Annotated in this window: 25 protein-coding genes; 15 read left to right on the top strand and 10 right to left on the bottom strand. The window is 68.1% G+C overall.

Annotated elements, in window-relative coordinates:
* The first annotated feature begins 74 nt into the window (after positions 1-74).
* Together AWC18_RS10165 and AWC18_RS10160 are read left to right on the top strand one after the other, a co-directional pair.
* The gene (locus AWC18_RS10165; protein ID WP_085138617.1) at positions 75-1,100 is read left to right on the top strand and encodes an NAD(P)H-dependent glycerol-3-phosphate dehydrogenase; all 1,026 of its coding nucleotides are present in this window, start codon (positions 75-77) and stop codon (positions 1,098-1,100) included.
* Between the two features lie 140 nt (positions 1,101-1,240).
* Positions 1,241-2,755, top strand: coding sequence for a SulP family inorganic anion transporter (locus AWC18_RS10160; protein ID WP_085138616.1), 1,515 nt, complete (start codon positions 1,241-1,243; stop codon positions 2,753-2,755).
* Between the two features lie 44 nt (positions 2,756-2,799).
* Here AWC18_RS10160 and htpX read toward each other — a convergent pair whose 3' ends face one another.
* Positions 2,800-3,648: a zinc metalloprotease HtpX gene (gene htpX / locus AWC18_RS10155; protein ID WP_064999121.1), complete on the bottom strand. Its 849-nt coding sequence runs from the start codon at positions 3,646-3,648 to the stop codon at positions 2,800-2,802.
* 73 nt (positions 3,649-3,721) lie between these two features.
* The gene (grcC1, locus tag AWC18_RS10150; protein WP_165757990.1) at positions 3,722-4,738 is read right to left on the bottom strand and encodes a nonaprenyl/(2E,6E)-farnesyl/geranylgeranyl diphosphat synthase; all 1,017 of its coding nucleotides are present in this window, start codon (positions 4,736-4,738) and stop codon (positions 3,722-3,724) included.
* A gap of 12 nt (positions 4,739-4,750) precedes the next feature.
* On the opposite strand from grcC1, the gene menJ reads away from it, so the two are divergent.
* Positions 4,751-5,989 (top strand): menaquinone reductase MenJ, encoded by a 1,239-nt coding sequence (gene menJ, locus AWC18_RS10145; protein ID WP_208858349.1) that lies wholly within the window; start codon positions 4,751-4,753, stop codon positions 5,987-5,989.
* Positions 5,990-6,076: 87 nt separating this feature from the next.
* Entirely contained in the window at positions 6,077-6,763 is a 687-nt protein-coding gene (locus AWC18_RS10140) for a class I SAM-dependent methyltransferase (RefSeq protein WP_085138614.1), read from the top strand.
* A 119-nt stretch (positions 6,764-6,882) separates the two neighbouring features.
* Here AWC18_RS10140 and AWC18_RS10135 read toward each other — a convergent pair whose 3' ends face one another.
* Positions 6,883-7,572, bottom strand: coding sequence for a demethylmenaquinone methyltransferase (locus AWC18_RS10135; protein ID WP_085138613.1), 690 nt, complete (start codon positions 7,570-7,572; stop codon positions 6,883-6,885).
* 37 nt (positions 7,573-7,609) lie between these two features.
* Here AWC18_RS10135 and AWC18_RS10130 point away from each other — a divergent pair, with 37 nt between their 5' ends.
* Entirely contained in the window at positions 7,610-8,254 is a 645-nt protein-coding gene (locus AWC18_RS10130) for a DsbA family protein (RefSeq protein WP_085138612.1), read from the top strand.
* Between the two features lie 6 nt (positions 8,255-8,260).
* Here the strand turns inward: AWC18_RS10130 and AWC18_RS10125 are convergent, their stop codons facing one another.
* From AWC18_RS10125 to AWC18_RS10110, 4 genes are all read right to left on the bottom strand, one after another.
* Positions 8,261-8,458, bottom strand: coding sequence for an excalibur calcium-binding domain-containing protein (locus tag AWC18_RS10125; protein ID WP_085138611.1), 198 nt, complete (start codon positions 8,456-8,458; stop codon positions 8,261-8,263).
* 131 nt (positions 8,459-8,589) lie between these two features.
* Positions 8,590-9,120 carry a DUF3592 domain-containing protein gene (locus AWC18_RS10120; RefSeq protein ID WP_420093324.1) on the bottom strand — a complete coding sequence of 177 codons (531 nt, stop codon included), beginning with the start codon at positions 9,118-9,120 and terminating at the stop codon, positions 8,590-8,592.
* Positions 9,117-10,769, bottom strand: a complete 1,653-nt coding sequence (gene menD, locus AWC18_RS10115; RefSeq protein ID WP_085138610.1) for a 2-succinyl-5-enolpyruvyl-6-hydroxy-3-cyclohexene-1-carboxylic-acid synthase — start codon at positions 10,767-10,769, stop codon at positions 9,117-9,119. Before menD ends, AWC18_RS10120 begins: the two co-directional genes overlap by 4 nt.
* Before the next feature lie 10 nt (positions 10,770-10,779).
* A complete protein-coding gene (locus tag AWC18_RS10110) occupies positions 10,780-11,610 on the bottom strand; it encodes an alpha/beta fold hydrolase (protein WP_085138609.1) in 831 nt (276 codons plus the stop codon).
* A 72-nt stretch (positions 11,611-11,682) separates the two neighbouring features.
* Between AWC18_RS10110 and AWC18_RS10105 the strand changes: the two genes are divergently transcribed.
* Positions 11,683-12,372 (top strand): sensor domain-containing protein, encoded by a 690-nt coding sequence (locus AWC18_RS10105; protein WP_234806482.1) that lies wholly within the window; start codon positions 11,683-11,685, stop codon positions 12,370-12,372.
* A 91-nt stretch (positions 12,373-12,463) separates the two neighbouring features.
* Here the strand turns inward: AWC18_RS10105 and AWC18_RS10100 are convergent, their stop codons facing one another.
* Together AWC18_RS10100 and AWC18_RS10095 are read right to left on the bottom strand one after the other, a co-directional pair.
* Positions 12,464-13,420 carry an o-succinylbenzoate synthase gene (locus AWC18_RS10100; protein WP_085138607.1) on the bottom strand — a complete coding sequence of 319 codons (957 nt, stop codon included), beginning with the start codon at positions 13,418-13,420 and terminating at the stop codon, positions 12,464-12,466.
* The gene (locus AWC18_RS10095) at positions 13,417-14,247 is read right to left on the bottom strand and encodes an amidohydrolase family protein (protein ID WP_085138606.1); all 831 of its coding nucleotides are present in this window, start codon (positions 14,245-14,247) and stop codon (positions 13,417-13,419) included. Before AWC18_RS10095 ends, AWC18_RS10100 begins: the two co-directional genes overlap by 4 nt.
* Positions 14,248-14,410: 163 nt before the next feature.
* Between AWC18_RS10095 and AWC18_RS10090 the strand changes: the two genes are divergently transcribed.
* The 9 genes from AWC18_RS10090 to menE all read left to right on the top strand — a co-directional run bounded on the left by AWC18_RS10090 (position 14,411) and on the right by menE (position 21,420).
* Complete coding sequence (locus AWC18_RS10090; RefSeq protein ID WP_085138605.1) at positions 14,411-15,313, top strand: 1,4-dihydroxy-2-naphthoyl-CoA synthase; 903 nt, start codon at positions 14,411-14,413, stop codon at positions 15,311-15,313.
* A gap of 50 nt (positions 15,314-15,363) precedes the next feature.
* Positions 15,364-16,233, top strand: a complete 870-nt coding sequence (locus AWC18_RS10085; RefSeq protein WP_085138604.1) for an SDR family oxidoreductase — start codon at positions 15,364-15,366, stop codon at positions 16,231-16,233.
* A 34-nt stretch (positions 16,234-16,267) separates the two neighbouring features.
* Positions 16,268-16,672, top strand: coding sequence for a VOC family protein (locus AWC18_RS10080; RefSeq protein ID WP_085138603.1), 405 nt, complete (start codon positions 16,268-16,270; stop codon positions 16,670-16,672).
* A 113-nt stretch (positions 16,673-16,785) separates the two neighbouring features.
* On the top strand, positions 16,786-18,063 hold the full coding sequence (locus tag AWC18_RS10075; RefSeq protein ID WP_085138602.1) for an inorganic phosphate transporter: 1,278 nt from the start codon (positions 16,786-16,788) through the stop codon (positions 18,061-18,063).
* Positions 18,060-18,347 carry a hypothetical protein gene (locus AWC18_RS10070; RefSeq protein WP_085138601.1) on the top strand — a complete coding sequence of 96 codons (288 nt, stop codon included), beginning with the start codon at positions 18,060-18,062 and terminating at the stop codon, positions 18,345-18,347. The genes AWC18_RS10075 and AWC18_RS10070 overlap by 4 nt, the downstream gene beginning before the upstream one ends.
* Positions 18,348-18,389: 42 nt before the next feature.
* Positions 18,390-19,595 carry an inorganic phosphate transporter gene (locus AWC18_RS10065; RefSeq protein ID WP_085138600.1) on the top strand — a complete coding sequence of 402 codons (1,206 nt, stop codon included), beginning with the start codon at positions 18,390-18,392 and terminating at the stop codon, positions 19,593-19,595.
* 5 nt (positions 19,596-19,600) lie between these two features.
* A complete protein-coding gene (locus AWC18_RS10060; RefSeq protein WP_085138685.1) occupies positions 19,601-19,891 on the top strand; it encodes a hypothetical protein in 291 nt (96 codons plus the stop codon).
* Positions 19,892-19,948: 57 nt separating this feature from the next.
* Positions 19,949-20,266, top strand: coding sequence for a DUF3349 domain-containing protein (locus tag AWC18_RS10055; protein WP_085138684.1), 318 nt, complete (start codon positions 19,949-19,951; stop codon positions 20,264-20,266).
* Between the two features lie 20 nt (positions 20,267-20,286).
* The gene (menE, locus tag AWC18_RS10050; RefSeq protein WP_109560043.1) at positions 20,287-21,420 is read left to right on the top strand and encodes an o-succinylbenzoate--CoA ligase; all 1,134 of its coding nucleotides are present in this window, start codon (positions 20,287-20,289) and stop codon (positions 21,418-21,420) included.
* Between the two features lie 29 nt (positions 21,421-21,449).
* On the opposite strand, the gene AWC18_RS10045 is transcribed toward menE, so the two are convergent.
* Positions 21,450-23,087 carry a DUF7159 family protein gene (locus tag AWC18_RS10045; RefSeq protein WP_085138599.1) on the bottom strand — a complete coding sequence of 546 codons (1,638 nt, stop codon included), beginning with the start codon at positions 23,085-23,087 and terminating at the stop codon, positions 21,450-21,452.
* Between the last annotated feature and the right edge of the window lie 23 nt (positions 23,088-23,110).

Raw genomic sequence — 23,110 nt, 5'->3', positions numbered from 1 at the left:
GCTGGGCTGCCGTCTGGCCGAACATGTCCACAAACCGCCGGTGTGGCGGTGGCGACGGCAATACGCTGGGGCTCATGCCTGCTGCTACTCGTACTCCCAATGTTGTCGTGCTCGGAGGCGGATCCTTCGGGACCACCGTGGCGTCAATCTGCTCGCGCCGCGCGCCGACCCTGCAATGGGTTCGCTCGGAAGCGACCGCCGCCGATATCAACGACAACCACCGCAACAGTCGCTACCTCGGCAACGACGTGGTGCTCAGCGAGACGCTGCGCGCCACCACCGATTTCGCCGAGGCCGCGCACTGCGCCGATGTCGTCGTGATGGCCGTACCGTCACACGGCTTCCGGGGCGTGCTCGAAGAGTTGGCCACCGAGCTGCGACCCTGGGTGCCGGTGGTGTCGCTGGTCAAAGGCTTGGAGCAGGGCACCAACATGCGGATGTCGCAGATCGTCGACGAGGTGCTGCCCGGACATCCGGCCGGCATCCTGGCCGGCCCGAACATCGCCCGCGAGGTGGCCGAGGGTTATGCGGCGGCCGCCGTGCTCGCCATGCCCGACCCGGGTCTGGCCTGCGAGCTGGCATCGCTGTTCCGCACCAAGCGATTCCGGGTCTACACCACTGACGACGTGGTCGGTGTCGAGATGGCCGGGGCGCTGAAGAACGTCTACGCGATCGCGGTCGGCATGGGCTACTCGCTGGGGATCGGGGAGAACACCCGGGCGATGGTGATGGCGCGTTCGGTGCGCGAGATGTCCAAGCTCGGTGAGGCGATGGGCGGGGCCCGCGACACCTTCGCGGGTCTGGCCGGGATGGGCGACCTGATCGTCACCTGCACCAGCCAGCGCAGCCGCAATCGCTACGTCGGAGAGCAGCTGGGGTCGGGCAAGCCGATCGACGAGATCATCGCGTCGATGAACCAGGTGGCCGAGGGCGTGCGGGCCGCCAGCGTGGTCATGAAGTTCGCCGCGCAGTACGGGCTGAGCATGCCGATCGCGCGCGAGGTCGACGGCGTGATCAACCACGGCTCCACGGTGGAGCAGGCCTATCGCGGGCTGATCGCAGAGACCCCTGGGCATGAGGTGACCGGCTCTGGGTTCTAACTGTGTAAAATCTGTACATCTGGTTCAGGGAGAGTAACCAGTGTTTACTTAATAGTCACCTCGCGTTGCATCACCAGTAATGCGTGGGGCTTAGCTTCGCTGCATCTCAGCGAGACTAACGAGAGCAGAGGTCCCCATAGATGCTGACCACGCCCCGAGCAGGCAAAGAAGCCAGCCGCATAAAAGCCTGGTCAGGATCGGTTCTGCGCTATGACGTACCCGCATCTCTGGTGGTGTTCCTGGTGGCACTGCCGCTGTCGCTGGGCATCGCCATCGCGTCGGACGCGCCGGTACTGGCCGGCATCATCGCTGCGATCGTCGGCGGTCTTCTCGTCGGAGCACTGGGCGGATCACCCCTGCAGGTGAGCGGACCCGCGGCCGGGTTGACGGTGGTCGTGGCGGATCTGGTGGCCCGATTCGGCTGGAAAGTGACGTGTGCGATCACGGTCGCCGCCGGGGTACTGCAGGTCTTGCTGGGGCTGAGCCGGGTGGCGCGGGCCGCGCTGGCGATTTCGCCGGTCGTGGTGCACGCCATGCTGGCGGGTATCGGCGTGACCATCGCCTTGCAGCAACTGCACGTCCTGCTGGGCGGGCAGTCGGCCAGCTCGGCATGGGAGAACCTGGCCGCCCTGCCCAGTGGGCTGAACGACGCCCAGGGCGCCGAGCCGATCCTGGGCATCCTGGTGATCGTCACCATCTTGGCTTGGCGCTCGGTGCCGGGACCGCTGGGCCGCATTCCGGGGCCGCTGGTGGCGATCGCCGGAGCCACGGCGCTGTCTGTGATGTTCTCCCTCGACGTGCGGCGCATCACCCTCGACGGGTCGCTGCTGGATGCCATCCATCTGCCCGAGCTGCCGCACGGCAATTGGACCGCGGTCGGTGTCGGGGTGGTGACGGTGGCGCTTATCGCCAGTGTGGAGAGCCTGCTCTCGGCGGTGTCGGTCGACCGTATGCATACCGGCCCGCGTACCGATTTCAACCGTGAACTGGTCGCACAGGGCGCCGCGAACGTGACCTCGGGGATGTTGGGTGGACTGCCGATCACCGGGGTGATCGTCCGCAGCGCCACCAACGTCACCGCCGGCGCGAAGTCGCGGGCGTCGGCATTCCTGCACGGCGTCTGGATCCTGCTGTTCGCGCTGCCGTTCGCCGGCTTGATCGATCAGATTCCGAGTGCCGCGCTGGCGGGCCTGCTCATCACGATCGGCGTCCAGCTGATCAAAGTGGACCACGTCGGAACCGCATGGCGTAGCGGCGATATCGCCGTCTATCTGGTGACAGTTGGCGGGGTGGTCTTCCTCAACCTGCTGGAAGGCGTGTTGATCGGTCTGGCGTTGGCGCTGGCGTTGACCGGCTGGCGGGTGGTCCGGGTCAGGATCAGTGCCCGCCAGGAAGGCGAGGAGTGGCTGGTAACCGTGGAGGGGGCCTGCACCTTCTTGGCATTGCCCAAGTTGACCGGTGTGCTGGCGCAGATCCCGGCCGGGGCGCCCGTCACCCTGGACATCTCGACCACCTACCTCGACCACGCCGCCGAGCAGGCCTTGGAGGACTGGAAGCAGCAGCATCTCGCCGCCGGTGGCACGGTGCGGGCCCCCGGCGACTCCGCACCGGTCCCGGCCGCCCCATGCGCCTGCGCAGCGGTCAGCCTGGATTGACGTCCGCTCGGCACTGAAACCGTCCGCGCCCCGTCAGCGGCGCCCTATCCGCGGGCCATCGCCTCCAGGCGCCGGATCCGGTCGGCCATCGGCGGGTGCGTGGCGAACAGCTGACCGACCTTCTCCCCCGCCCGGAACGGGTTGGCGATCATCAGGTGCGACTGGCTGGCCAGCTCCGGCTCGGGAGGCAGCGGGGCGAGTTCCACCCCGTTGGAGATCTTGCGCAGCGCGGAGGCCAGCGCCAACGGGTCACCGGTGAGCACCGCGCCGGATTCGTCGGCCTGGTACTCCCGCGACCGCGACACGGCCATGCGCACCACCGTGGCCGCCAGGGGCCCCACCAATGCGACCAGCAACATCGCCAGCGGGTTGCCGTCGCGGCGGTTGCCGAAGAACATCGCCATGTTGGCCAAGCCGGTGATCACAGAGGCCAGCGCGCCGGCCACACACGAGATCAGGATGTCGCGGTTGTACACGTGCGACAGCTCGTGACCCAGCACCGCGCGCAGCTCACGCTCGTTGAGCAGCCGCAGGATGCCAGTGGTGCAGCACACCGCGGCATGACGCGGGTTGCGGCCGGTGGCGAAGGCATTGGGCGCGTTGGTGTCGCTGATGTACAACCGGGGCATCGGCTGGTGAGCGGTGGTGGCCAGCTCACGCACAATCCGGTACATCTCCGGCGCCTGCACCTCGGTCACCGGCTGGGCCCGCATCGCCCGCAGCGCCAGCTTGTCGCTGTTGAAGTAGGTGTAGGCGTTCATCCCCACAGCGAACAGCACCGCCACCCACATCATCTGCGGGCCGAATGCCCGGCCCACCAAGACGATCAGTGCCGACATCACGAACAGCAGAAAGAACGTCTTCACCGTGTTGTGGTGCGGGTGCCAGGTCATCGACTTCCTCCTTGGAGACCGACCATCGTGCTCATTAAACGCCGCTGCGGCCGCACGAGTTCCGCAATTGTGGTCAGCCGTGCCGATTTACGGTGTAGTCGACCAGGCTGGCCAACGCCGCCCGTCCGACACAGTCCGGCAGCGCGGCCAGCTCCGCGCGGGCCTGCGCGGCATAGTCGATGACCGTCTGCTTGGCCTTGGCCATGCCGGCCGATGCCCGCAACAGTCCCAGCGCCTCTTCGACGACCGCGTCCTCGGTCACCGGGCCGGCCAGCAGCACACGCAGTCGCTCGGCGTCGGCACCCGTCTCCTGCAGCGCGTAGAGCACCGGCAGCGTGTGCACACCCTCGCGCAGATCCGTGCCCGGCAACTTGCCGGACTCATCGGGGTCGGAATCGATGTCGATGATGTCGTCGGAGATCTGGAAGGCGGTGCCCACGATCCCACCCAATCGGGCCAGCCGCTCGATCTGGTCGTCGTCGGCACCGGAGAACGTCGCACCGAAGCGGCCCGACGCCGAGATCAGACAGGCCGTCTTCTCGTAGACGACCTTGAGGTAGTGCTCTATCGAGTCCACGCCGTCGGCCGCCCCGCGGGTCTCGCGCATCTGTCCGGTCACCAGCTGGGCGAAGGTCTCGGCGATGATCCGCACCGCGTCCGGGCCCAGCCGCGACACCAGGCGTGAGGCGGTGGCGAACAGATAGTCACCGGCCAGGATCGCGATGTTGTTGCCCCACCGCGCATTGGCGCTGGGCGCACCGCGGCGGATCTGCGCCTCATCCATCACGTCGTCGTGGTACAGCGTGGCCAGGTGCACCAGCTCGATCACCGAGCCGGCCACCGTCACCTGCCAGGCGTCCGGCTCCGGCCCCAGCTGGGCGGACAGCACCGTGAACAGCGGGCGGAACCGCTTTCCTCCGGCGTCGAACAGGTGAGTCACGGCCTCGGTCATCAGGGCGTCTCCGCCGCGCAACTCGGTGTCCATGAGCTCTTCGATGCGGGCCACACCGGCACGCACTCGGTCGGCGAAACCCGGATCTCCCAAGCCGCCGAAATCCAACCCCGCCACCACGTTCGCCGGTGTCCTCACGGCTCCAACATACTGGTCAGTGTGAATTCGCAGGCTGATGTGGTGGTGGTCGGTGCAGGACCGGCAGGGTCGGCAGCCGCCGCCTGGGCCGCGCGGGCGGGTCGCGACGTGCTGGTGGTCGATTCGGCCGTCTTCCCGCGAGACAAGCCGTGCGGCGACGGCTTGACCCCACGAGCGGTCGAACAACTGGAATTGCTGGGCCTGGGTGAGTGGCTGGACAGTCATATCCGGCATCGGGGTCTGCGAATGTCCGGCTTCGGCGGCGACGTCGAAGTGGAATGGCCCGGGCGCTCGTTCCCCTCGACCAGCAGCGCGGTACCGCGTACCGAACTCGACGAACGCATCCGCAAGGTCGCCGAGGAATCCGGTGCCCGGATGTTGTTGGGCGTCAAAGCTGTCGGGGTGCACCATGATTCGGCGGGTCGGGTGCGCGCGGTGGTGCTGGCCGACGGCACGGAGATCAGCGCGAAGACGCTGATCGTCGCCGACGGGGCCCGCTCCACGCTGGGCCGCGTGCTGGGCCGCCAGTGGCACCAGGAGACGGTTTACGGGGTGGCCGCGCGCGGCTACCTGGCCTCGCCGCGCAGCGATGAACCCTGGCTGACGTCGCATCTGGAACTGCGCTCGCCTGAGGGCGAGGTGCTGCCGGGCTACGGCTGGATCTTCCCGCTGGGCAACGGCGAGGTGAACATCGGAGTCGGCGCGCTGGCCACGGTCAAACGGCCCGCCGACGTGGCGCTGCGGCCACTGATGTCCTACTACGCCGACCTGCGTCGCGAGGAGTGGGGCTTCGAGGGCCCGGTGCGTGCGCCGGCCAGCGCGCTGCTGCCGATGGGCGGGGCGGTCTCGGGCGTCGCCGGGCCCAACTGGATGCTGATCGGCGACGCCGCGGCCTGTGTCAACCCGCTCAACGGCGAGGGCATCGACTACGGCCTGGAGACCGGGCGACTAGCCGTCGAACTGCTGGAGAATGCGGGCACCGCCGACCTGACGCAGGTCTGGCCGGAGTTGCTGGCCGCTCACTACGCGCGCGGATTCTCGGTGGCACGGCGACTGGCGCTGCTGCTGACGTTCCCGCGGTTCCTGCCGGCCACCGGCCCGCTGGCGATGCGTTCGACGGCGCTGATGCGGGTGGCGGTGCGCGTGATGGCCAACCTGGTCACCGACGACGATGCGGATCTGGTGGCGCGGATCTGGCGCGGCGGGGGGCGGATGTCCCGGTTGGCCGACCGCCGCCGCCCGTTCTCCTAGTTCTCCTGGCGGCGGGGGCTGCGCGTAAGCACGATTAGGCATATCAAGATCGTTGACATGTATCAGCGACGTTGATATACCGGGTTAATGAGCGATTCAATGGAAATCCAGTTTGACGCTGTGTACCGGGGTGAATCCGAAGAGCTGGGGCTGGGCACCAAGCCCCCGTGGAGCATCGGCGAGCCCCAGCCTGAGTTGGCCGCCCTGATCGCCGAGGGCAAGTTCCACGGCGACGTCCTGGACGTCGGCTGCGGCGAGGCCGCCATTTCGCTGTACCTGGCCGAGCGGGGGCACAACACCGTGGGCCTCGACAGCTCACCCACCGCCATCGACCTGGCCCGCCGTGAGGCCGCCCGGCGTGGCTTGACCAACGCCTCCTTCGAGGTCGCCGACATCAGTGACTTCTCGGCTTATCCACCTGGTTCTGAGGGTCGCTTCGGCACCATCGTCGACAGCACCCTGTTCCACTCGATCCCCGTCGAGGCCCGCGAGGGCTACCAGCGCGCCGTCGTGCGCGCCGCCGCGCCCGGGGCGTCGTACTTCGTCCTGGTCTTCGACAAGGCGGCCATCCCCGAGGGCCCGCCGTTCGCGGTGACCGACGACGAACTGCGTGAGGTGGTGTCGAAGTACTGGGTCATCGACGAGATCAGGCCGGCTCGCCTCCACGCGGCGTTCCCCCACGACTTCCCCGGCTTCGGCGGTGTTCCGCTGCGCGAAGAACCAAACGGCCGCATGTCGGCCGCGGGCTGGCTGCTCTCGGCGCATCTGGGCTGAGCGGCACCACACCTCCGCTCCCACCCAGGCACCGCACCTCCGCCGAGCAGACGCGAAAGCCCCCTTTTTCACGCCAAAAAGGGGGCTTTCGCGTCTGCTCGCGGGAGTGGCGCTGGGGGCTATTGCGGCTTGCGGGCCGAGTGCAGCGCGACGATGCCCCCGGTGAGATTGCGCCAACTCACCTCCGACCAGCCCGATGCACCGATCTGCTCGGCGAGCGCGGCCTGATCCGGCCAGGCGCGGATCGATTCGGCGAGGTAGACGTAGGCCTCCGGGTTCGACGACACCGCACGCGCCACCGCCGGCAGCGCCCGCATCAGGTACTCCTTGTAGACGGTGGCGAACACCGGCACGGTCGGGGTGGAGAACTCGCACACCACCAGGCGGCCTCCGGGCCGGGTCACCCGGGCCATCTCCCGCAGGCCCGCGGAGTGATCGACGACATTGCGCAACCCGAAGCTGATCGTGACCGCGTCGAACACCTCGTCGCCGAAGGGCAGCTTGGTGGCATCCCCGGCGACTTTGGGCACGGGCCGGCCGGCACCGGCGGTCAGCATCCCCACCGAGAAGTCCGCGGCTACACACCAGGCCCCCGAGCGAGCCAACTCCACCGTCGAGACCGCAGTGCCAGCGGCCAGGTCGAGGACCTTCTCCCCCGGCTGCAGCTCGAGCGCTTTGCGGGTGGCCTTACGCCAGGACCGGTCTCGACCCAGCGACAGCACGGTGTTGGTCAGGTCGTAGCGCCGGGCGACGCCGTCGAACATCGACGCCACCGCGTGCGGGTCTTTGTCCAGGCTGGCGCGGCTCACCCGGTCGACGGTACCCGCCTCGGCTAAGGTTGCTGGAATGCGGTCTTGGCTGGGCACATTGGCAGCACTGGTGGTATTCGGCACGGCGTTGGCGGGGCCGGCAGCAGCCGACCCCGAAGCGCCCGGCACGGCGTGGAGTGCCGACCACTACGGGGTCGTGGTCGGAACGGCTTCCGCCCCGGTGCAGCTGGAGATCTTCTGCGACCCGCAGTGCTCAGAGTGCGCGAAGTTCGAGGCGGCCTCCAGCGACGAGCTGAGCCGGCACCTGAGCGCCGGCGACGTCGCGGTGACCTACCGCTGGATGACGTTTCTGGATGCCCGCCGCCACAACGACACCTCGGCACGCGTCGGCAACGCGCTGATGGCAGCGTCCGACCCGGCCACCTCGGCCGAGGCCTACCAAGCGTTCGTGACCAACCTGTACCGCAAGGGCGGCACACCCAGCGCGGAGGACGTCGCGACCACGGCGCGCGAGAGCGGCCTGCCCGCTCACGTGGTGGATCGGATCGCCTCCGGGCAACAGGTCGTCGACGCCACATCGCTGAACGCGTTCAACCGGGTACAGCTGCTGGCGGCGAACCCGGAGCACCCCGGCACTCCGACGGTCTACGACCCGACGACCAGAACCGTGGTGGACACCGACGAGGCCGGCTGGCTCGACCGGCTGGTGCAGGAGCGCTAGCCCCGTTTATTCGCAGGCGATTCCGTCCCCGTCGCGATCCAGACCTTTGCGGTAGCCGGGCTCGCCCTCGTAGATGGGCGCCGCACCGGCCTCGCGGGCCTCAGCGCAGTTCTTGTAGTACGGCTCCGCAGCAGCAACGGGAAGGGGTGTGAATCCCGCTCCCAGCGCGCAAAGGCCTGCCAACACCACAGCGCGACCGATCATTGAGCTACTCCTCACCGGTTAGGGCCGTCGTTTCGCGCTGGACGAGCAGCACGAAATCCGCAGCAGCCTAACAAGCAGCACGTCGGCGCTCGGGCAAAATTCGCAGACCGGTGGCCCAGGCGAACACCGCATTACGACTGGGCTCTGGCCCACCGTCGTTCGGCGACATTGCATCCCAGCAAAGCTGCGATCCCGATCAGCCACGCGATGACCGCGACGGATCCGGCTGGGATGACGGCCAGGACCGCGGTGCGGTGCTGGACCCGTACCAGGTCCGGATCGGACTTGTCGTATTCGACGTAAATGCGCATCCCCGTTGCCAATTCAGAGGGGTAGAGCACGCCGAGTTCGGGGCGATAGGTGATCCGCTCCGGCGTGACGAACTCGATGGTGGAGCGCCGAAACCCTGCATTGAGCACCTCTGCCTCGGCCACCCCCATGTCGCGTTCGATGGTGATGTCGTTGCGCCACGCCCCCGCCACCAGCAGCACCGACTGCAAGGTCACCAATGAGACCAGGATCACCACCGCGGTGCGCGCCCATCGCAGTATCCGCGCGGCCCAGGTGTCACGCCCCAGTGCGTCATTGCCGCGAATCAGGCTGCGCAGCAGCGGCTTCAACTTTCGATAGGCCCTGTTGGACCGGTAATCGGGCAGTCTCACAATGCGGCCTTGATCGCGGCGTGCAGTGTCCGCAACGATGAGCGATCGGCTTTGACCTCGAGCACCCGCACCCCACCCGCTGGCTCGTCGAGCGCATCGGCCAAGTCGTCGGCCTCGACCTGCTGGAATTCGACGTGATACGCCCGGCACAACGCAGCGATGTTGACGTCATGCGGGGTGCCGAAGATGCGCGAGGAGACGTCGGCGAACCGTGGATCTCCTTGCTCCAGCAGCTCGAAGATGCCACCGCCGTTGTCGTTGGAGACCACGATCGTCAGCTCCTGCGGCCGTGGCTCGGTGGGCCCGATCAGCAGACCGGAGCTGTCGTGGACGAAGGTCAGGTCCCCGATCAGCGCGATGGTGCGCGCGGCGGGGTTCTGCTGCTCGTGCGCCAGCGCGGCGCCGATCGCGGTGGACACCGTGCCGTCGATACCGGCAACCCCGCGATTGGATCGCACCGTGACGCCTCGGGCGTCCTTGGCGTTGCCCAGCCCCACCAGCGCGGCGTCGCGCACCGGATTCGAGGCGCCCAGCACCAACTGATCCCCGGGGCGCAGCGCGTCGACCACGGCCGCGGCCACATGCAGGCCGGTGGTCAGCGGATGCGCCGCCAGTTGCGCACGGACCGCGGCTCCCGCCTGGGCATTCAGCTCCGCACAGCGGCGCAGCCAGGCCGGATCCGGCGCCCCGGAGGTGACGGCACGGGTTCCGGTGGCCTGCGAGTTGCCCGACACGTCCGGCCAGCGGGGCCCGGTGGTCAGCGCGTACACCGGCACGCTCGGGTCGGCCAGCAGAGTCGACACCGGGCGATGCAGGGTTGGCCGGCCGGCCATGATCACCTGCTGTGGGCGCAACAGCGCCAGTGCCAGCGGGTGCAGGGGATTCGCCGGTATCGGGGCAGTTGGCTCGGCGACGGTGGGCAGGCCCGCAAGGTTGGGATGAGGTCCGGCGCCGTGCCCGGCGATCACCACGGTGTCCGGCGACAGGTCGATGTCCAGAGGCTGGTCGAAGTGCACCGGCGGGGTCAGTGTCCAGGGCCGGCCGTGGGGCCGGCCCTGGGGCAGCGCTCCGGTGTCGTCGGCGTCGGGCACCAGTGGCTCGCGCAGCGGAATGTCGAACTGCACCGGACCAGCATTGGCGGTCCGAGATCCGGTGGCAGCAACCAAAACCCGGCAGACCGCCGAACGCCAGGTGGCATTGAGGGCATCCATCCGCTCGGGGGCGTCCTCGGCCAGCCCCAGGCTGATGGCGGCGCGCACCTGGGTGCCGAAGTAGCCGAGCTGCTCCATGGTCTGGTTGGCACCGGTACCCAGCAGCTCGTAGGGACGGTTGGCGCTCAGCACGATCAGCGGCACGCGCGCGTAGTTGGCTTCGACCACCGCCGGCCCCAGGTTTGCCACCGCGGTGCCAGAGGTCATCGCCACACACACCGGGGCGCCGGCGCTGACTGCCAGCCCGATAGCCAGATATCCGGCGGTGCGCTCGTCGATGCGCACATGCAGGCGCAACCGGCCGCTACGGTCGGCATCGTGCAGCGCGAAGGCCAGCGGCGCGTTGCGCGATCCCGGGCACAGCACCACGTCGCGGACACCGCCCCGGATCAGCTCGTCGACGACGATGCGGGCCTGTGCCGTCGAGGGGTTGGTCATTGGTCCCAGGTTAGTCGTGCGCCGCGGGCGAAGCCGCCCAGCGGAAGGGCCTGCCGTCGACCTCGGCGAGGAACTCCAACGCCGCCTTGTTGACCTGGTCGGGCTTCTCGATGAAACCGAGGTGGCCCGCGTCCGGGATCTCCAGGTAGCGCGCGCCCGGGATCGCCTCGGCAACCTCTCGGCTCAGGTGCGCCGGGGTCACGACGTCGTCGCCGAATCCGATCACCAGCACCGGCTGGGTGATGTTGGCGTACGCCGGCAGCCGGTTGGTCAACGGCGCCACGTCGAGCTGGCAGCGCAGGCCCGGGGTGTTCTTGACCGGCCACATGGTGAACATCGCGATCCAGTCCTTGATCGCCGCGTCATCGCTGAGCGTCTTGGGCGAAAAACTCTCCAGCAGACGCACTTTGGCCTCGTATTCGGCGGGCAGTTGAACGCCTGACTCGGCGAGCTTGGCCTCAGCCCGATAAAAAAACTCGCGGGCGCGGTCGTGGCGGCCACGGGTAGCCATCAGGACGGCGGATTTCACCAACTCGGGCCGGGCCAACATCAATTCCTGAGCGATGAACGACCCCATCGATACCGCGACGATCCGGACCGGGCCGACGTTCAGCGATTCGATGAGCTGGGCGGTGTCGGCCACCATGGTTTCGGTGGTGAAACCCGAGGCGTTCTCGGTGGCACCGATGCCGCGATTATCGAAGGTGATCGGGCGGTACCTGGCGAGTTGGAATTCGCGCACCTGGTGCAGGTGCCAGCCGCGGCCGGCGCCGCCACGCCCGGCAATGAACAGAACCGGCTCCCCATCCTGATTACGGTCGTCGTAGGCGAGGTTGGTCACCAGAGTGAAGGTACGCGACCGTTCGACGCTTTATGGTGGCAGCATCGCAACTGCGCAGCTGGGGGGACGGTGATGCGAATACGCAGCGTCGGGTTGGCCTGCACTCTCGTGCTGGCCGCCGCCGTCCTGGCGGACTGTGTACGGGCGACCGGCGGCGTGGCGGTACCGGCCGACCAGGACGGCCCCCGTCCCGTGACCGCCGCGATGCTGCCGGAACTGCTGCTGAAACCCACGACCGTCAACGACATCATGGGCGCTCACGGGTTGCGGGTGAAGGACTCGCGGACTCAGATGTTCGACTCGGGTCGGCAGTTTCCCGACCCGAGTTGCCTGGCGGCATGGATGCCCGTGGAGAAGTCGGTGTATGCCGGTGCGGACTGGACTGCGACCCTCACCCAAACCCTCACCGAGCGCACCGGAGACCACTTCGTGATTCAGGCCGCCACGGTGTTCGCCACCCGCGATGCGGCCCGTCGCTTCTTCGATGCCACTGCCCGCGGGTGGAGTTCCTGCGGCGAGCGGACATTCGCAACCACCAAGAACGGTCGCCCCGACACGTCCTGGACGTTCGACAGGGTCGCCGACGTCGACTCCACCGCGTGGATGACACAACACCAGGACGACAGCGCGGGCTGGTCTTGTCAACGGGCGCTGCGCGTGACCAACAACGTCGCGATCGACGTGCTGGCCTGCAAGCTCTACGTCAGCGATGAGGCTGTCACGATCGCCCACGGGATCGACGCGCGGTTGCCCAGCGTGTGAGCGCCGGATGAATCTGGCCGAGTGTGCGATTTGAACGGCGATTCGCCGTTTCTGCCGACCAATCCGCACACTCGACGAACGCCGGAAGCCGTCAGCGATCGGCCAACAGCCGGTGACAGGTCCGGACCCGGTCGATCCACCAATTGCGCCGCTGCGGCGAGGCGGCCAGGGCGTGCAACCGGGCGGGATCCGGGGCGACCGGCCCAACCGGCAGGTATCCGTCCTCTGGCGCCGGTGTTTCGGCGATGTCGTCGACGAACAGCGATCCGGTGCCGAGCCCGCAGGCATGCTGCAGTTCCGGCAGCGCGGCGGCTGCGCGCAGACCGGTGGCGATGCCGACCGCTGAGTCGATCGCGCTGGAGACCACCACCGGAATGCCGATCTGATCTGCGATGGTCACCAGGGATGAAATACCGCCCAGCGGTGCGACTTTCAGCACCGCAATGTCGGCGGCTCCGGCCTTTGTGACAGCCAGGGGGTCGGCGGCTTTCCGGATGCTCTCATCAGCGGCCACCGGCGTATCGATGCGACGGCGCAGCTCCGCGAGTTCGGCGACCGTGGCGCAGGGTTGTTCCAAGTATTCCAGTGCGCCCAGCGCCTTGGCCGCCTCGACCGCCTGGTCGAGTGTCCAGCCGCCATTGGCATCGACGCGCACCGTGGGGATGAGCGCGCGGACGGCTTCCACGCGGGCGACGTCGTCGGCCAGGGTCTGGCCCGGTTCGGCGACTTTGACCTTGGCGGTGCGGGCCCCGGGGAATCGCGCCAGCACCTCGGGAACCCGCTCTGCCTCGACCGCCGGCACGGTCGCGTTGATCGGAATGCGGTCGCGGCGGGGTTGCGGCGGTTCGCAGTAGGCACTCTCGAGTGCAGCGGCCAGCCAGTGCGCCGCCTCGGGCGCCTCGTACTCGCCGAAGGCGCCGAACTCTCCCCAGCCTTCCGGGCCGTCGATCAACGCCACCTCACGCACCGTGATGCCGCGGAACCTGACGCGCATCGGCAGCGCCACCACATAGACGCGGTCGAGAATGTCGTCGAGGGGCGGGGTCACGCGTGCTCTCCGCTCAGCCCGAACACCCGCTCGGCATTGCCCCGCAGATAATCCGACCGCGCCTGGTCCTCTAGCCCGAGATCATCAAGGCCGTCGAGCGCATGGTCAGGCATGATCATCGGATAATTGGTGCCGAACAACACCTTTCGTTGCCCGGTTCGGGTCCTCATGAACCGGATCAACTCGTCCGGCAGCCGCTTAGTGGTATAGGCAGAGGTGTCGATGTAGACGTTCTCATGCTTGCGGGCCACCGCGACCATCTCCTCGGTCCAGGGATAGCCGACGTGTCCGCACACGATGGACAGTTCGGGAAAGTCCAGGGCCACTTGGTCGATGTAGGGAATCGGCCGCCCGGTTTCCGACGGCCGCAGCGGTCCGGTATGCCCGACCTGAGTGCAGAACGGCACGCCGATTTCCACGCACTCGGCGAACAGCGGATAGTAGCGCCGGTCGGTGGGAGGAGCGTTCCACAGCCACGGCACTACACGCAGGCCGACGAATCCGTCATCGCGGACCCGGCGCCGCAGCTCGCGGACGGCCTCCATCGGACGATCCAGGTCGACGGAGGCCAGTCCCGCGAACCGGCGCGGGTGCGCCCGAACCCACCCGGCGACGTCGTCGTTGGACACCAGGTCCATCCCGTTGGGGCCGCGCCACGCGCTGAGCAGTCCGAAAGCCACGCCTGCGGCATCCATCGCGGACACCGTGGCCTCGATCGGGATCTCCGCGTCGGGCATCGCGCCGCCGGTCCAGCGGCGCAGCGACGCCAGCATGTCGTGCTCGAGGAACCGCCGGGTCGGGTGCTGCATCCACACGTCGATGGTCATCGACTCCACCGTAGACAGCTCGATCGGCCGGTGGCGGCCACTCCGGCGACGAGGGCGATCCCACCGGGTAAGCCGCTGCTCAAGGGGCTCGACGTGATCACCGCCGCACTACGCCGACAGCGTTCCGGCAAGCTGACGGCGCCGCACCGGTACGGTCGCAGGCGTGAGCAGCAACCCCTTTGACGAGAGCATCTGGCGCACCGTCGACGGTTTCGCCGACCTGACCGACATCACCTATCACCGCCACGTCACCGATGCGACGGTGCGGGTGGCGTTCAACCGTCCCGAGGTGCGCAATGCCTTTCGGCCACACACCGTCGACGAGCTGTATCAGGCGCTGGACCATGCCCGGATGTCTCCCGACGTCGGCGTGGTGCTGCTGACCGGGAACGGGCCCTCGCCCAAGGACGGCGGCTGGGCGTTCTGTTCCGGTGGCGATCAACGCATCCGCGGGCGCAGCGGCTATCAGTACGCCTCGGGGGAAACCGCTGACACAGTCGATGCCGCCCGCGCCGGGCGGCTACACATTCTGGAGGTGCAGCGACTGATCCGGTTCATGCCCAAACCGGTGATCTGCCTGGTCAACGGCTGGGCGGCCGGCGGCGGGCACAGCCTGCATGTGGTGTGCGACCTGACGTTGGCCAGCCGCGAGCACGCCAGGTTCAAGCAGACCGACGCCGACGTGGGCAGTTTCGACGGCGGCTACGGGTCGGCGTACCTGGCCCGGCAGGTCGGGCAGAAGTTCGCCCGCGAGATCTTCTTCCTGGGCCGCACCTACACCGCCGAGCAGATGCACCAGATGGGCGCGGTCAATGAGGTCGTCGACCACGCCGACCTGGAAGCCACCGGCGTGCAGTGGGCTCGCGAGATCAACGGCAAATCGCCTCAGGCTCAACGCATGTTGAAGTTCGCCTTCAATCTGCTCGACGACGGCCTGGTGGGCCAGCAGCTGTTCGCCGGCGAGGCCACCCGACTGGCCTACATGACTGACGAGGCGGTCGAGGGCCGGGATTCCTTCCTGGAGAAGCGCGATCCGGACTGGAGCAGGTTCCCCCGCTACTTCTAGGCGGCTACGCCTCGATCCGGTGGCCGGGGCGGAGAATAGACTGGCTAACCATGAGCAAGAGTCCCCTGCGCCGCCTGACCGAAGCGGTCTCCCTGGTCGCAATGCGTCCCCCCGTCGCGCCGCAACTTCTGGCATACCGCCCGCAGGCCAAGTCCATCGACCTGCGTGGCAAGCGGGTGCTGCTCACCGGCGCGTCGTCGGGCATCGGCGAAGCCGGAGCTGAGCAGTTCGCCGCCGAAGGCGCCACCGTGGTCGCGGTGGCTCGCCGCAAGGACCTGCTTGACGAGGTGGTGGCGCGGATCACCGCGGCCGGCGGCGACGCCATCGCCATCCCCTGCGATCTGTCGGACATGGACGCCATCGACGCGCTGGCCGCCGATGTCGAAGCACGCCTGGGCGGAGTGGACATCCTGGTCAACAACGCCGGGCGCTCCATCCGCCGGCCGTTGGCCGAGTCCCTGGACCGCTGGCACGACGTCGAGCGGACCATGACGCTGAACTACTACTCGCCACTGCGCCTGATCCGCGCCATCGCGCCCGGCATGATGCAGCGCGGCGATGGACACATCATCAACGTCGCCACCTGGGGCGTGATGAGCGAGGCCTCACCGCTGTTCAGTGTGTACAACGCCTCCAAGACGGCGTTGTCGGCGGTCAGCCGGGTCATCGAAACGGAGTGGGCCGACAAGGGCGTGCACTCCACGACCCTGTACTACCCGCTGGTGGCCACCCCGATGATCGCGCCCACCAAGGCTTTCGAGAACCGGCCGGCCCTGAGCGCACACGAGGCCGGCGAGTGGATGATCACCGCCGCACGCAGCCGGCCGGTGCGCATCGCGCCGCGTATCGCGGTGACCGCGCGGGCGCTGGACGTCCTCGCCCCCGGCCTGGTCACCTCGGTGATGCAACGCGGAACGTGATATTCGCGGCTCGGTACGTGATAGACACGGACGCATGGAGATTCTGGCCAGCCGGGTCCTGCTCCGTCCGGCCGACTATCAACGCTCGCTGCGTTTCTATCGCGACGAGATCGGGCTGGCGATCGCCCGCGACTACGGCGCCGGCACGGTCTTCTACGCCGGCCAGTCGCTGATCGAGCTCGCCGGGCACGGCAACCCCGAACACGCGGGCATGGCCTTTCCGGGGGCGCTGTGGCTGCAGGTGCGCGACGTCGCCGCCACCCAGGCCGAACTGCAGAGCCGCGGGGTTGCGATCGCCCGGGAGGCGCTCCGCGAGCCGTGGGGGCTGCGTGAGATGCATATCACTGATCCCGACGGCCTGACCTTGATCTTTGTGGAAGTTCCCGCAGATCATCCGCTGCGTCGCGACACCCGCCAGGACCGTCCCCGCCAGCCCTAAGGTTAACGATGGGCAAACAGTTCGGAACGTCTGGACATACACCGGCGTTTCGCGGGCGACATCGTTAGACAAGGGCCCCATCGAGGCCTCAGAATCAGTGCCGTGATGCTCTCGTGAGCCTTGATCTGTTCCTCTTGATCATCGTGGTGATCACGGCCTTGGCCTTCGACTTCACCAACGGATTTCATGACACCGGCAACGCGATGGCGACCTCGATCGCCAGCGGTGCGCTCAAGCCCAAGACAGCGGTCACAATGTCGGCCTGCCTGAACCTGATCGGCGCCTTCTTGTCGACCGCGGTCGCCGCGACGATCGCCAAGGGCCTGGTCGACGCCCACCTGGTGACCCTCGAGATCGTCTTCGCAGGCCTGGTCGGCGGCATCGTGTGGAACCTGCTCACCTGGCTTCTCGGTATCCCGTCGAGCTCCTCCCACGCGCTGATCGGCGGCATCGTGGGAGCCATGATCGCCGCGGTCGGCGGGCACGGGGTGATCTGGCACGGCGTGGTCTCCAAGGTGCTGGTCCCGGCAGTGGTCGCCACCGTGATCGCCACGGTGATCGCGTCCGTGGGTACCTGGCTGGTCTACCGCATCACCCGCGGCGTCGACGAGAAGCGGTCCGAGAACGTGTTCCGGCGCGGTCAGATCGGCTCGGCGGCACTGGTGTCACTGGCCCACGGCACCAACGACGCGCAGAAGACCATGGGCGTGATCTTCCTCGCACTGATGTCCTACGGCGCGGTGAGCACGTCGGCCACCCTGCCGCCGCTGTGGGTGATCGTCAGCTGCGCCGTAGCCATGTCAGCGGGCACCTACGCCGGCGGCTGGCGCATCATCCGCACCCTGGGCAAGGGCCTCGTCGAAATCAAGCCTCCGCAGGGTATGGCCGCCGAGTCCTCCGCGGCCGCGGTCATCCTGCTCTCCAGCCACTTCGGTTACTCGCTGTCGACCACCCAGGTCGCCACCGGGTCCGTGCTGGGCAGCGGCGTCGGCAAGCCCGGCGCGCAGGTGCGCTGGAGTGTCGCCGGGCGGATGGCGGCCGCGTGGCTGGTGACGCTGCCGATGGCCGGCGGGGTCGGCTCGGGAGCGTACGGCCTGGTGCACGGCATCGGCGGCTACCCCGGGATCATCATCGGCGTGGTGCTGCTGATCACCGCGGTCCTGGCCATCTGGCTGCGGTCGCGCCGGGCCCGCATCGACCACAACAATGTCAACGCCGAATGGCAAGGCACCCTCACCGGCGGTCTCGAGGCCCCCGGAGTGCAACCCGAAGAAGTGGGACGCGAGGTGGAGAACGCCCTCCGAGCGGCCTTTGAGACCGGCCCTGCGCCCGTCAGGTTGACTGTCGTCTCGGTCGACGACGCCCCGGCACGCGAGGTCGTCCGGGCATGAGTCAGTGGTTCAACCTCGCCGCCACGGTCAAAATCCTGGTGTTCGGGCTGTTGGTCGGCGGGCTGTTGCCGGCGCTGTTCGCGGTGGGGGTCCGGGTCAACCTGGCTGGGAACGCGGACGTGCCCGCGGTCGGTGCCGGCACACGCCGACCACTGCTGGTCGCGTTGAGCTGGGCGATCTTCCTGGTGGTGCTGGCGGTGGCGGTCGTCGGCGTGCTGTTCATCGCCCGGGACTTCTTGGGGCACCACCTGGGCTGGTACCTGCTCGGCGCCAAGCCCGCCTGACCCGGTTCGACAAGGCAGGCGTAGGGCTGCGAAAATCCGCCGGTGACCTTGGAGCTGTTCCTGTTGATCACAGTTGTGATCACCGCCCTGGCTTTCGACTTCACCAACGGCTTCCATGACACCGGCAACGCTGTCGCCACCGGGATCGCCAGCGGTGCGCTCAAGCCGAAGACGGCGGTGACGCTCTGCGCCACCCTCAACCTTGTCGGCGCGTTCATGTCCACCCAGGTGGCGGCCACCGTGGCGAAGGATCTGGTGGTCACCAACCTGGTGACGCTGGAGATCATGTTCGCCGGTCTGGTCGGCGGGATCGTCTGGAACCTGACGACCTGGCTGTTCGGTATCCCGTCGAGCTCCTCACACGCCCTGATCGGTGGCGTGGTGGGAGCCATGCTGGCCGCAGCCGGCACCGCCGGAGTGCGGTGGCCCGGGGTGGTCTCCAAGGTGCTGGTGCCGACGGTGATCGCCGTGCTCGCCGCGACCCTGGTCGCCACCGTCGGAACCTGGCTTGTCTACCGGCTGACGCGGGGGACCCCACGGGAGCGAACCCTGCGAGATTTCCGACGGGGTCAGGTGTTCTCTGCCGCCCTGATGTCACTGGCGCACGGCACCAACGATGCCCAGAAGACCATGGGCGTGATCTTCCTCGCACTGATCTCCTACGGCGCGGCCTCCAAGGCCGACGTCACCCCGCCGTTGTGGGTGATCGTGTCGTGTGCGGTGGCGATGGCCGCCGGTACCTATTTCGGCGGGTGGCGAGTAATCCGCACCCTGGGCAAGGGACTCGTCGAAATCGAATCGCCTCAGGGCATGGCCGCCGAATCATCTTCGGCGGCCATCATTTTGTTGTCCAGCCATTTCGGCTACTCCCTGTCGACCACACAGGTGGTGACCGGCTCGGTGTTGGGGTCGGGTCTGGGAAAGCCGGGGGCCAACGTGCGCTGGGGTGTTGCCCGCCGGATGGCGACCGCCTGGCTGATCACCCTGCCGCTGGCTGGGACCATCGGCGCGGTCACCTACCACCTGATCCACCGGATCGGCGGTTACCCCGGCACCATCACCGGCGTGCTCCTGCTGGTGGGTCTGTCCGCGCTCATCTGGCTGCAATCCCGCAAAGTCCCGGTCGACCACACCAATGTCACCGCCGATTGGGGTGCACACATGACCGATGGCCTTGAAGTCATTGCACCGCAACCGACTCCCGCCAGTCCTTCTCGCGAGATCCGCACGGAGGGGGACGGTGTGTGAACACTTTGAGCACCTGGTTCGACTACGTGGCCACCGCCAAGATCCTGATCTTCGGCCTGCTGGTCGGTGCGACTCTGCCGGCAATGTTCGCCATCGGGGTGCGCCTGGGCCACGCCGCCGATGGCCCGACTGAGCACCGCCGGGAATTGCTGCTGCTGCGGCGAATGATCTTCACGCTGTTGCTCACCGTGGTTCTTGTCGGCGTGCTGTTCATCGCCCGCGATTTCATCGAGCACCGCATCGGCTGGCAGTGGGATGACTGGGACATTTGGGACGAGGTGTTTGGCTTTGAGTAACCGTAATATGGCAGCCGACATGTTCTTTCCGGTTTCGGCGCGGGAAGTTGACGCAGTATGAACAAATTTCTCACCTCGATCGTCGCCTGGTTGCGCGCCGGGTACCCCGATGGGGTGCCACAGAACGACTACGTTCCTCTGCTCGCCCTGCTGTCGCGGCGCTTGACCAACGACGAGGTCAAAGACGTCGCCCGGGAATTGATCGGCCGCGGCGAGTTCGACCGGATCGACATCGGGGTGCTGATCGCCCGACTGACCAACGAGCTGCCCGCCCCGGCAGACGTCGAACGAGTGCGAGAACGGTTGGCGGCAAAGGGCTGGCTGCTGGACGATGCCCCCACCAACGACGCCCCGAGCAACGGGGGAAACCCATAGCACGCCTACGCGCGCTGGCCATCCCCGGTGACGCCGTCGCCACGGTCCTGCCTGCCCTGCAGCGCGTCCTGGACGGCGGCGACGACGCGTTCACGCCGGTAGGCCCCGACACCGACCCATCGGCCCTGAGCGCGCTGCGGGTGGGCGATCCCATCGACGACGACATCGCACTGGTGGTGGCGACGTCGGGAACCACTGGTGTTCCCAAAGGCGCACTGCTGACCGGTATGTCACTGAAAGCCAGCGCTGCGGCCACGCATGACCGGTTGGGCGGACCGGGCAGCTGGCTGTTGGCGCTGCCCCCGCATCACATCGCCGGAATCCAGGTTCTGGTGCGCAGCCTGGTAGCGGGCACCACCCCGGTTCAGCTGGATGTCACAACGGGTTTCGATGTGACGCGGTTGCCCGCGGCGGTGGCAGCCCTCGGTTCCGGCAGGCGCTACACCTCGCTGGTCGCCACCCAACTGGCCAAGGCGCTGGCCGTGCCCTCGTCCGCGGCCGCATTGGCCGAACTGGATGCGGTGTTGTTGGGCGGAGGCCCAGCGCCACAACCGATCCTGGACGCGGCGTCGGCCGCCGGGGTGCGGGTGGTGCGCACCTACGGTATGAGCGAGACCGCCGGCGGTTGTGTCTATGACGGGGTGCCATTGGCGGGCGTGCAACTGCGCATCGGAGACGACGGAAGGATCGCGATCGGCGGCGCGACCCTGGCGCAGGGTTACCGCAATCCTGTCGATCCGGACCCGTTCGCCGAGCCGGGATGGTTTACCACCAATGACATTGGCGCCCTTGACTCCTCCGGTCGGCTGACCGTGCTCGGCCGCGCCGACGACGCGATCAGCACCGGCGGCTTGACGGTGTTTCCGGGTCCGGTGGAAGCGGTGTTGTCGACGCATCCCGCGGTGGCCGAGTGCGCGGTGTTCGGGATCGATGACGACCGGCTGGGGCAGCGTGTGGCCGCCGCGGTGGTGGTCGCCGGTGCGAGTCAACCGACGCTGGAGGAATTGCGCGCCCACGTCGCGGGATCTCTGGACATCACGGCCGCCCCACGCGAGCTGCATGTCGTTGCCGCACTCCCCCGCCGCGGGATCGGCAAGCTGGACCGGAAAGCACTGGCACAACGGTTTTCCCGCGACGGGCTTGCGCCCGACTAGACCACTGGTCTGACTACGGGATCCGCGACTCAGTCACCTGCGCCGCTGGATCCGCCGCTCGAACCGCCGCTGCTTGAGCCGCCGCCAGAATCTCCGCCGCTCGACCCGCCAGAATCACCGCCGCTCGAGCCACCACTCGACCCGCTGTCAGAACTGCCCCCGGAGTCCCCGCCGGAACCCGCGGAGCTGGAACCGCCAGAATCACCGGCGCTGCTGCCGGAACCGGAGGAGGCGCCGCCCGAGCCGCCGGCATCACCCGAGCCCGCACCGCCGGATCCTCCAGCATCGCTGCCGGATCCGCCCGAGTCAGTTCCCGCTCCAGTTCCGCCCGACCCGCTGTCGTCAGATCCTCCGGAGGTGCCGCCGGATCCGCCGGAAGAACCGCCCGAGCCGGTCTCGCCCGAACCGCCCGAGCCGGTCTCGCCCGAACCGCCGGAGCCGGTCTCGCCCGAACCACTGCCCGATCCGTCCGGATTACTGCCGGAATCACCCGCACCGCCACCGCCGGACTGTCCACCTCCGGAACCGTTGCCGCCGGAATCAGCACCACCCGTGCCGGTGCCACCAGTGCCAGTGCCACCCGAACCGGCACCGCCACCCGTGCCAGTACCACCCGAACCGGCACCGCCACCGGAATGATTGCCGCCACCAGACCCGCTGCCGCCGCTACCACCCGCTCCGGGCACCCAACCACCGCCGCCGCCACCACCAAGAGGCCCGCTGATGATCGGGATCGGAATGGGGAACGGAATCACCGCGGGCGGGGCGGGGGCAGCCGGAGGCGCCGGAACGACGGGCGCGGGGGCAACGACAGCCGGCTTTGCCGGAGCTACCACCGGATCAGGTGCCTGCAGAGCGGGCAACCGCACCGGCTTCGGGACGGGCAGCACCGGCATGAAATTGCCGGGCACCGGTTGGGCCTGCGGCGGCTGCGCCAGCACCGGAGGCTGCGACGGCGTCGATACAGCAGTCGGGCGAATGCCGATGGTCACCGCGACGGCCAATGCCGCGCATCCGGCCACCAAAATCCCACCGACCGAGCTGCCTACCAACAGTGCACGCCCCACCGGCGGCGGTGGCGCCACCGGCTCGTCGTCGTCGTAGTCGCCTCCGTACTCGCCGTAGTCCTCGTAACTGTCGTAGTCGCCCTCGGCGTATTCCACCGGCAGCAGTTCGGAATCATCGTCAGTCATCGAGTACGCGAGCTGCTGTTCGGACTCGCCCTCCACCGCCGGGGCCAGCTCGGTAGACGTGACGTCCGCAGCGCCGGCATCAGACACGGCGGGTGCAGCCATCGTCGCGTCGCCGGCCGGGGCGGGCAGCCACGCGGTCTCGCCGTCCTCGCCCGAGGCGTTGCGCGCCAACGCCACCGCCGAGCGCGCCTGGGGCTGCTCGGAGACGTTCTCAACTCCCGCCTCCTCGAGGGCACGGCGAAGCTCTGCCATCAATTCCGAGTCCGCCCAGGACAGTCGTGTGGCCGCCAGCCGGTGGCCCTCTTCGGCCAGCATGCGGTGGGTTCCGGTCACCGTCTCGGTCAGCGTTTCGACCGGATTGTGCGTCAGATCGAGCATGGACTCGTCGAGCACGGCATCGCCGTAGGCGTCTGATTCGACGAGCGCCAAACGGGCGAGCGCGCCGGTAACCGACACCCCGAGCGCGACATCCATTGCGCGTCTCCTTCCCCGGCCAC

The sequence above is a fragment of the Mycolicibacter nonchromogenicus genome, from assembly GCF_002101775.1.
In the GTDB taxonomy this organism is placed as follows: Bacteria; Actinomycetota; Actinomycetes; order Mycobacteriales; family Mycobacteriaceae; genus Mycobacterium; species Mycobacterium nonchromogenicum.
This window is presented reverse-complemented; position numbering and strand designations above follow the sequence as displayed.

What these genes read in the sequence shown, in the direction of transcription:
- AWC18_RS10165 (WP_085138617.1), top strand. Translation starts at nt 75, where the DNA reads ATGCCTGCTGCTACTCGTACTCCCAATGTTGTCGTGCTCGGAGGCGGA.
- AWC18_RS10160 (WP_085138616.1), top strand. Translation starts at nt 1,241, where the DNA reads ATGCTGACCACGCCCCGAGCAGGCAAAGAAGCCAGCCGCATAAAAGCC.
- htpX (WP_064999121.1), bottom strand. Translation starts at nt 3,648, where the DNA reads ATGACCTGGCACCCGCACCACAACACGGTGAAGACGTTCTTTCTGCTG.
- AWC18_RS10140 (WP_085138614.1), top strand. Translation starts at nt 6,077, where the DNA reads ATGAGCGATTCAATGGAAATCCAGTTTGACGCTGTGTACCGGGGTGAA.
- AWC18_RS10130 (WP_085138612.1), top strand. Translation starts at nt 7,610, where the DNA reads ATGCGGTCTTGGCTGGGCACATTGGCAGCACTGGTGGTATTCGGCACG.
- AWC18_RS10125 (WP_085138611.1), bottom strand. Translation starts at nt 8,458, where the DNA reads ATGATCGGTCGCGCTGTGGTGTTGGCAGGCCTTTGCGCGCTGGGAGCG.
- menD (WP_085138610.1), bottom strand. Translation starts at nt 10,769, where the DNA reads ATGACCAACCCCTCGACGGCACAGGCCCGCATCGTCGTCGACGAGCTG.
- AWC18_RS10105 (WP_234806482.1), top strand. Translation starts at nt 11,683, where the DNA reads ATGCGAATACGCAGCGTCGGGTTGGCCTGCACTCTCGTGCTGGCCGCC.
- AWC18_RS10095 (WP_085138606.1), bottom strand. Translation starts at nt 14,247, where the DNA reads ATGACCATCGACGTGTGGATGCAGCACCCGACCCGGCGGTTCCTCGAG.
- AWC18_RS10085 (WP_085138604.1), top strand. Translation starts at nt 15,364, where the DNA reads ATGAGCAAGAGTCCCCTGCGCCGCCTGACCGAAGCGGTCTCCCTGGTC.
- AWC18_RS10080 (WP_085138603.1), top strand. Translation starts at nt 16,268, where the DNA reads ATGGAGATTCTGGCCAGCCGGGTCCTGCTCCGTCCGGCCGACTATCAA.
- AWC18_RS10070 (WP_085138601.1), top strand. Translation starts at nt 18,060, where the DNA reads ATGAGTCAGTGGTTCAACCTCGCCGCCACGGTCAAAATCCTGGTGTTC.
- AWC18_RS10055 (WP_085138684.1), top strand. Translation starts at nt 19,949, where the DNA reads ATGAACAAATTTCTCACCTCGATCGTCGCCTGGTTGCGCGCCGGGTAC.
- AWC18_RS10045 (WP_085138599.1), bottom strand. Translation starts at nt 23,087, where the DNA reads ATGGATGTCGCGCTCGGGGTGTCGGTTACCGGCGCGCTCGCCCGTTTG.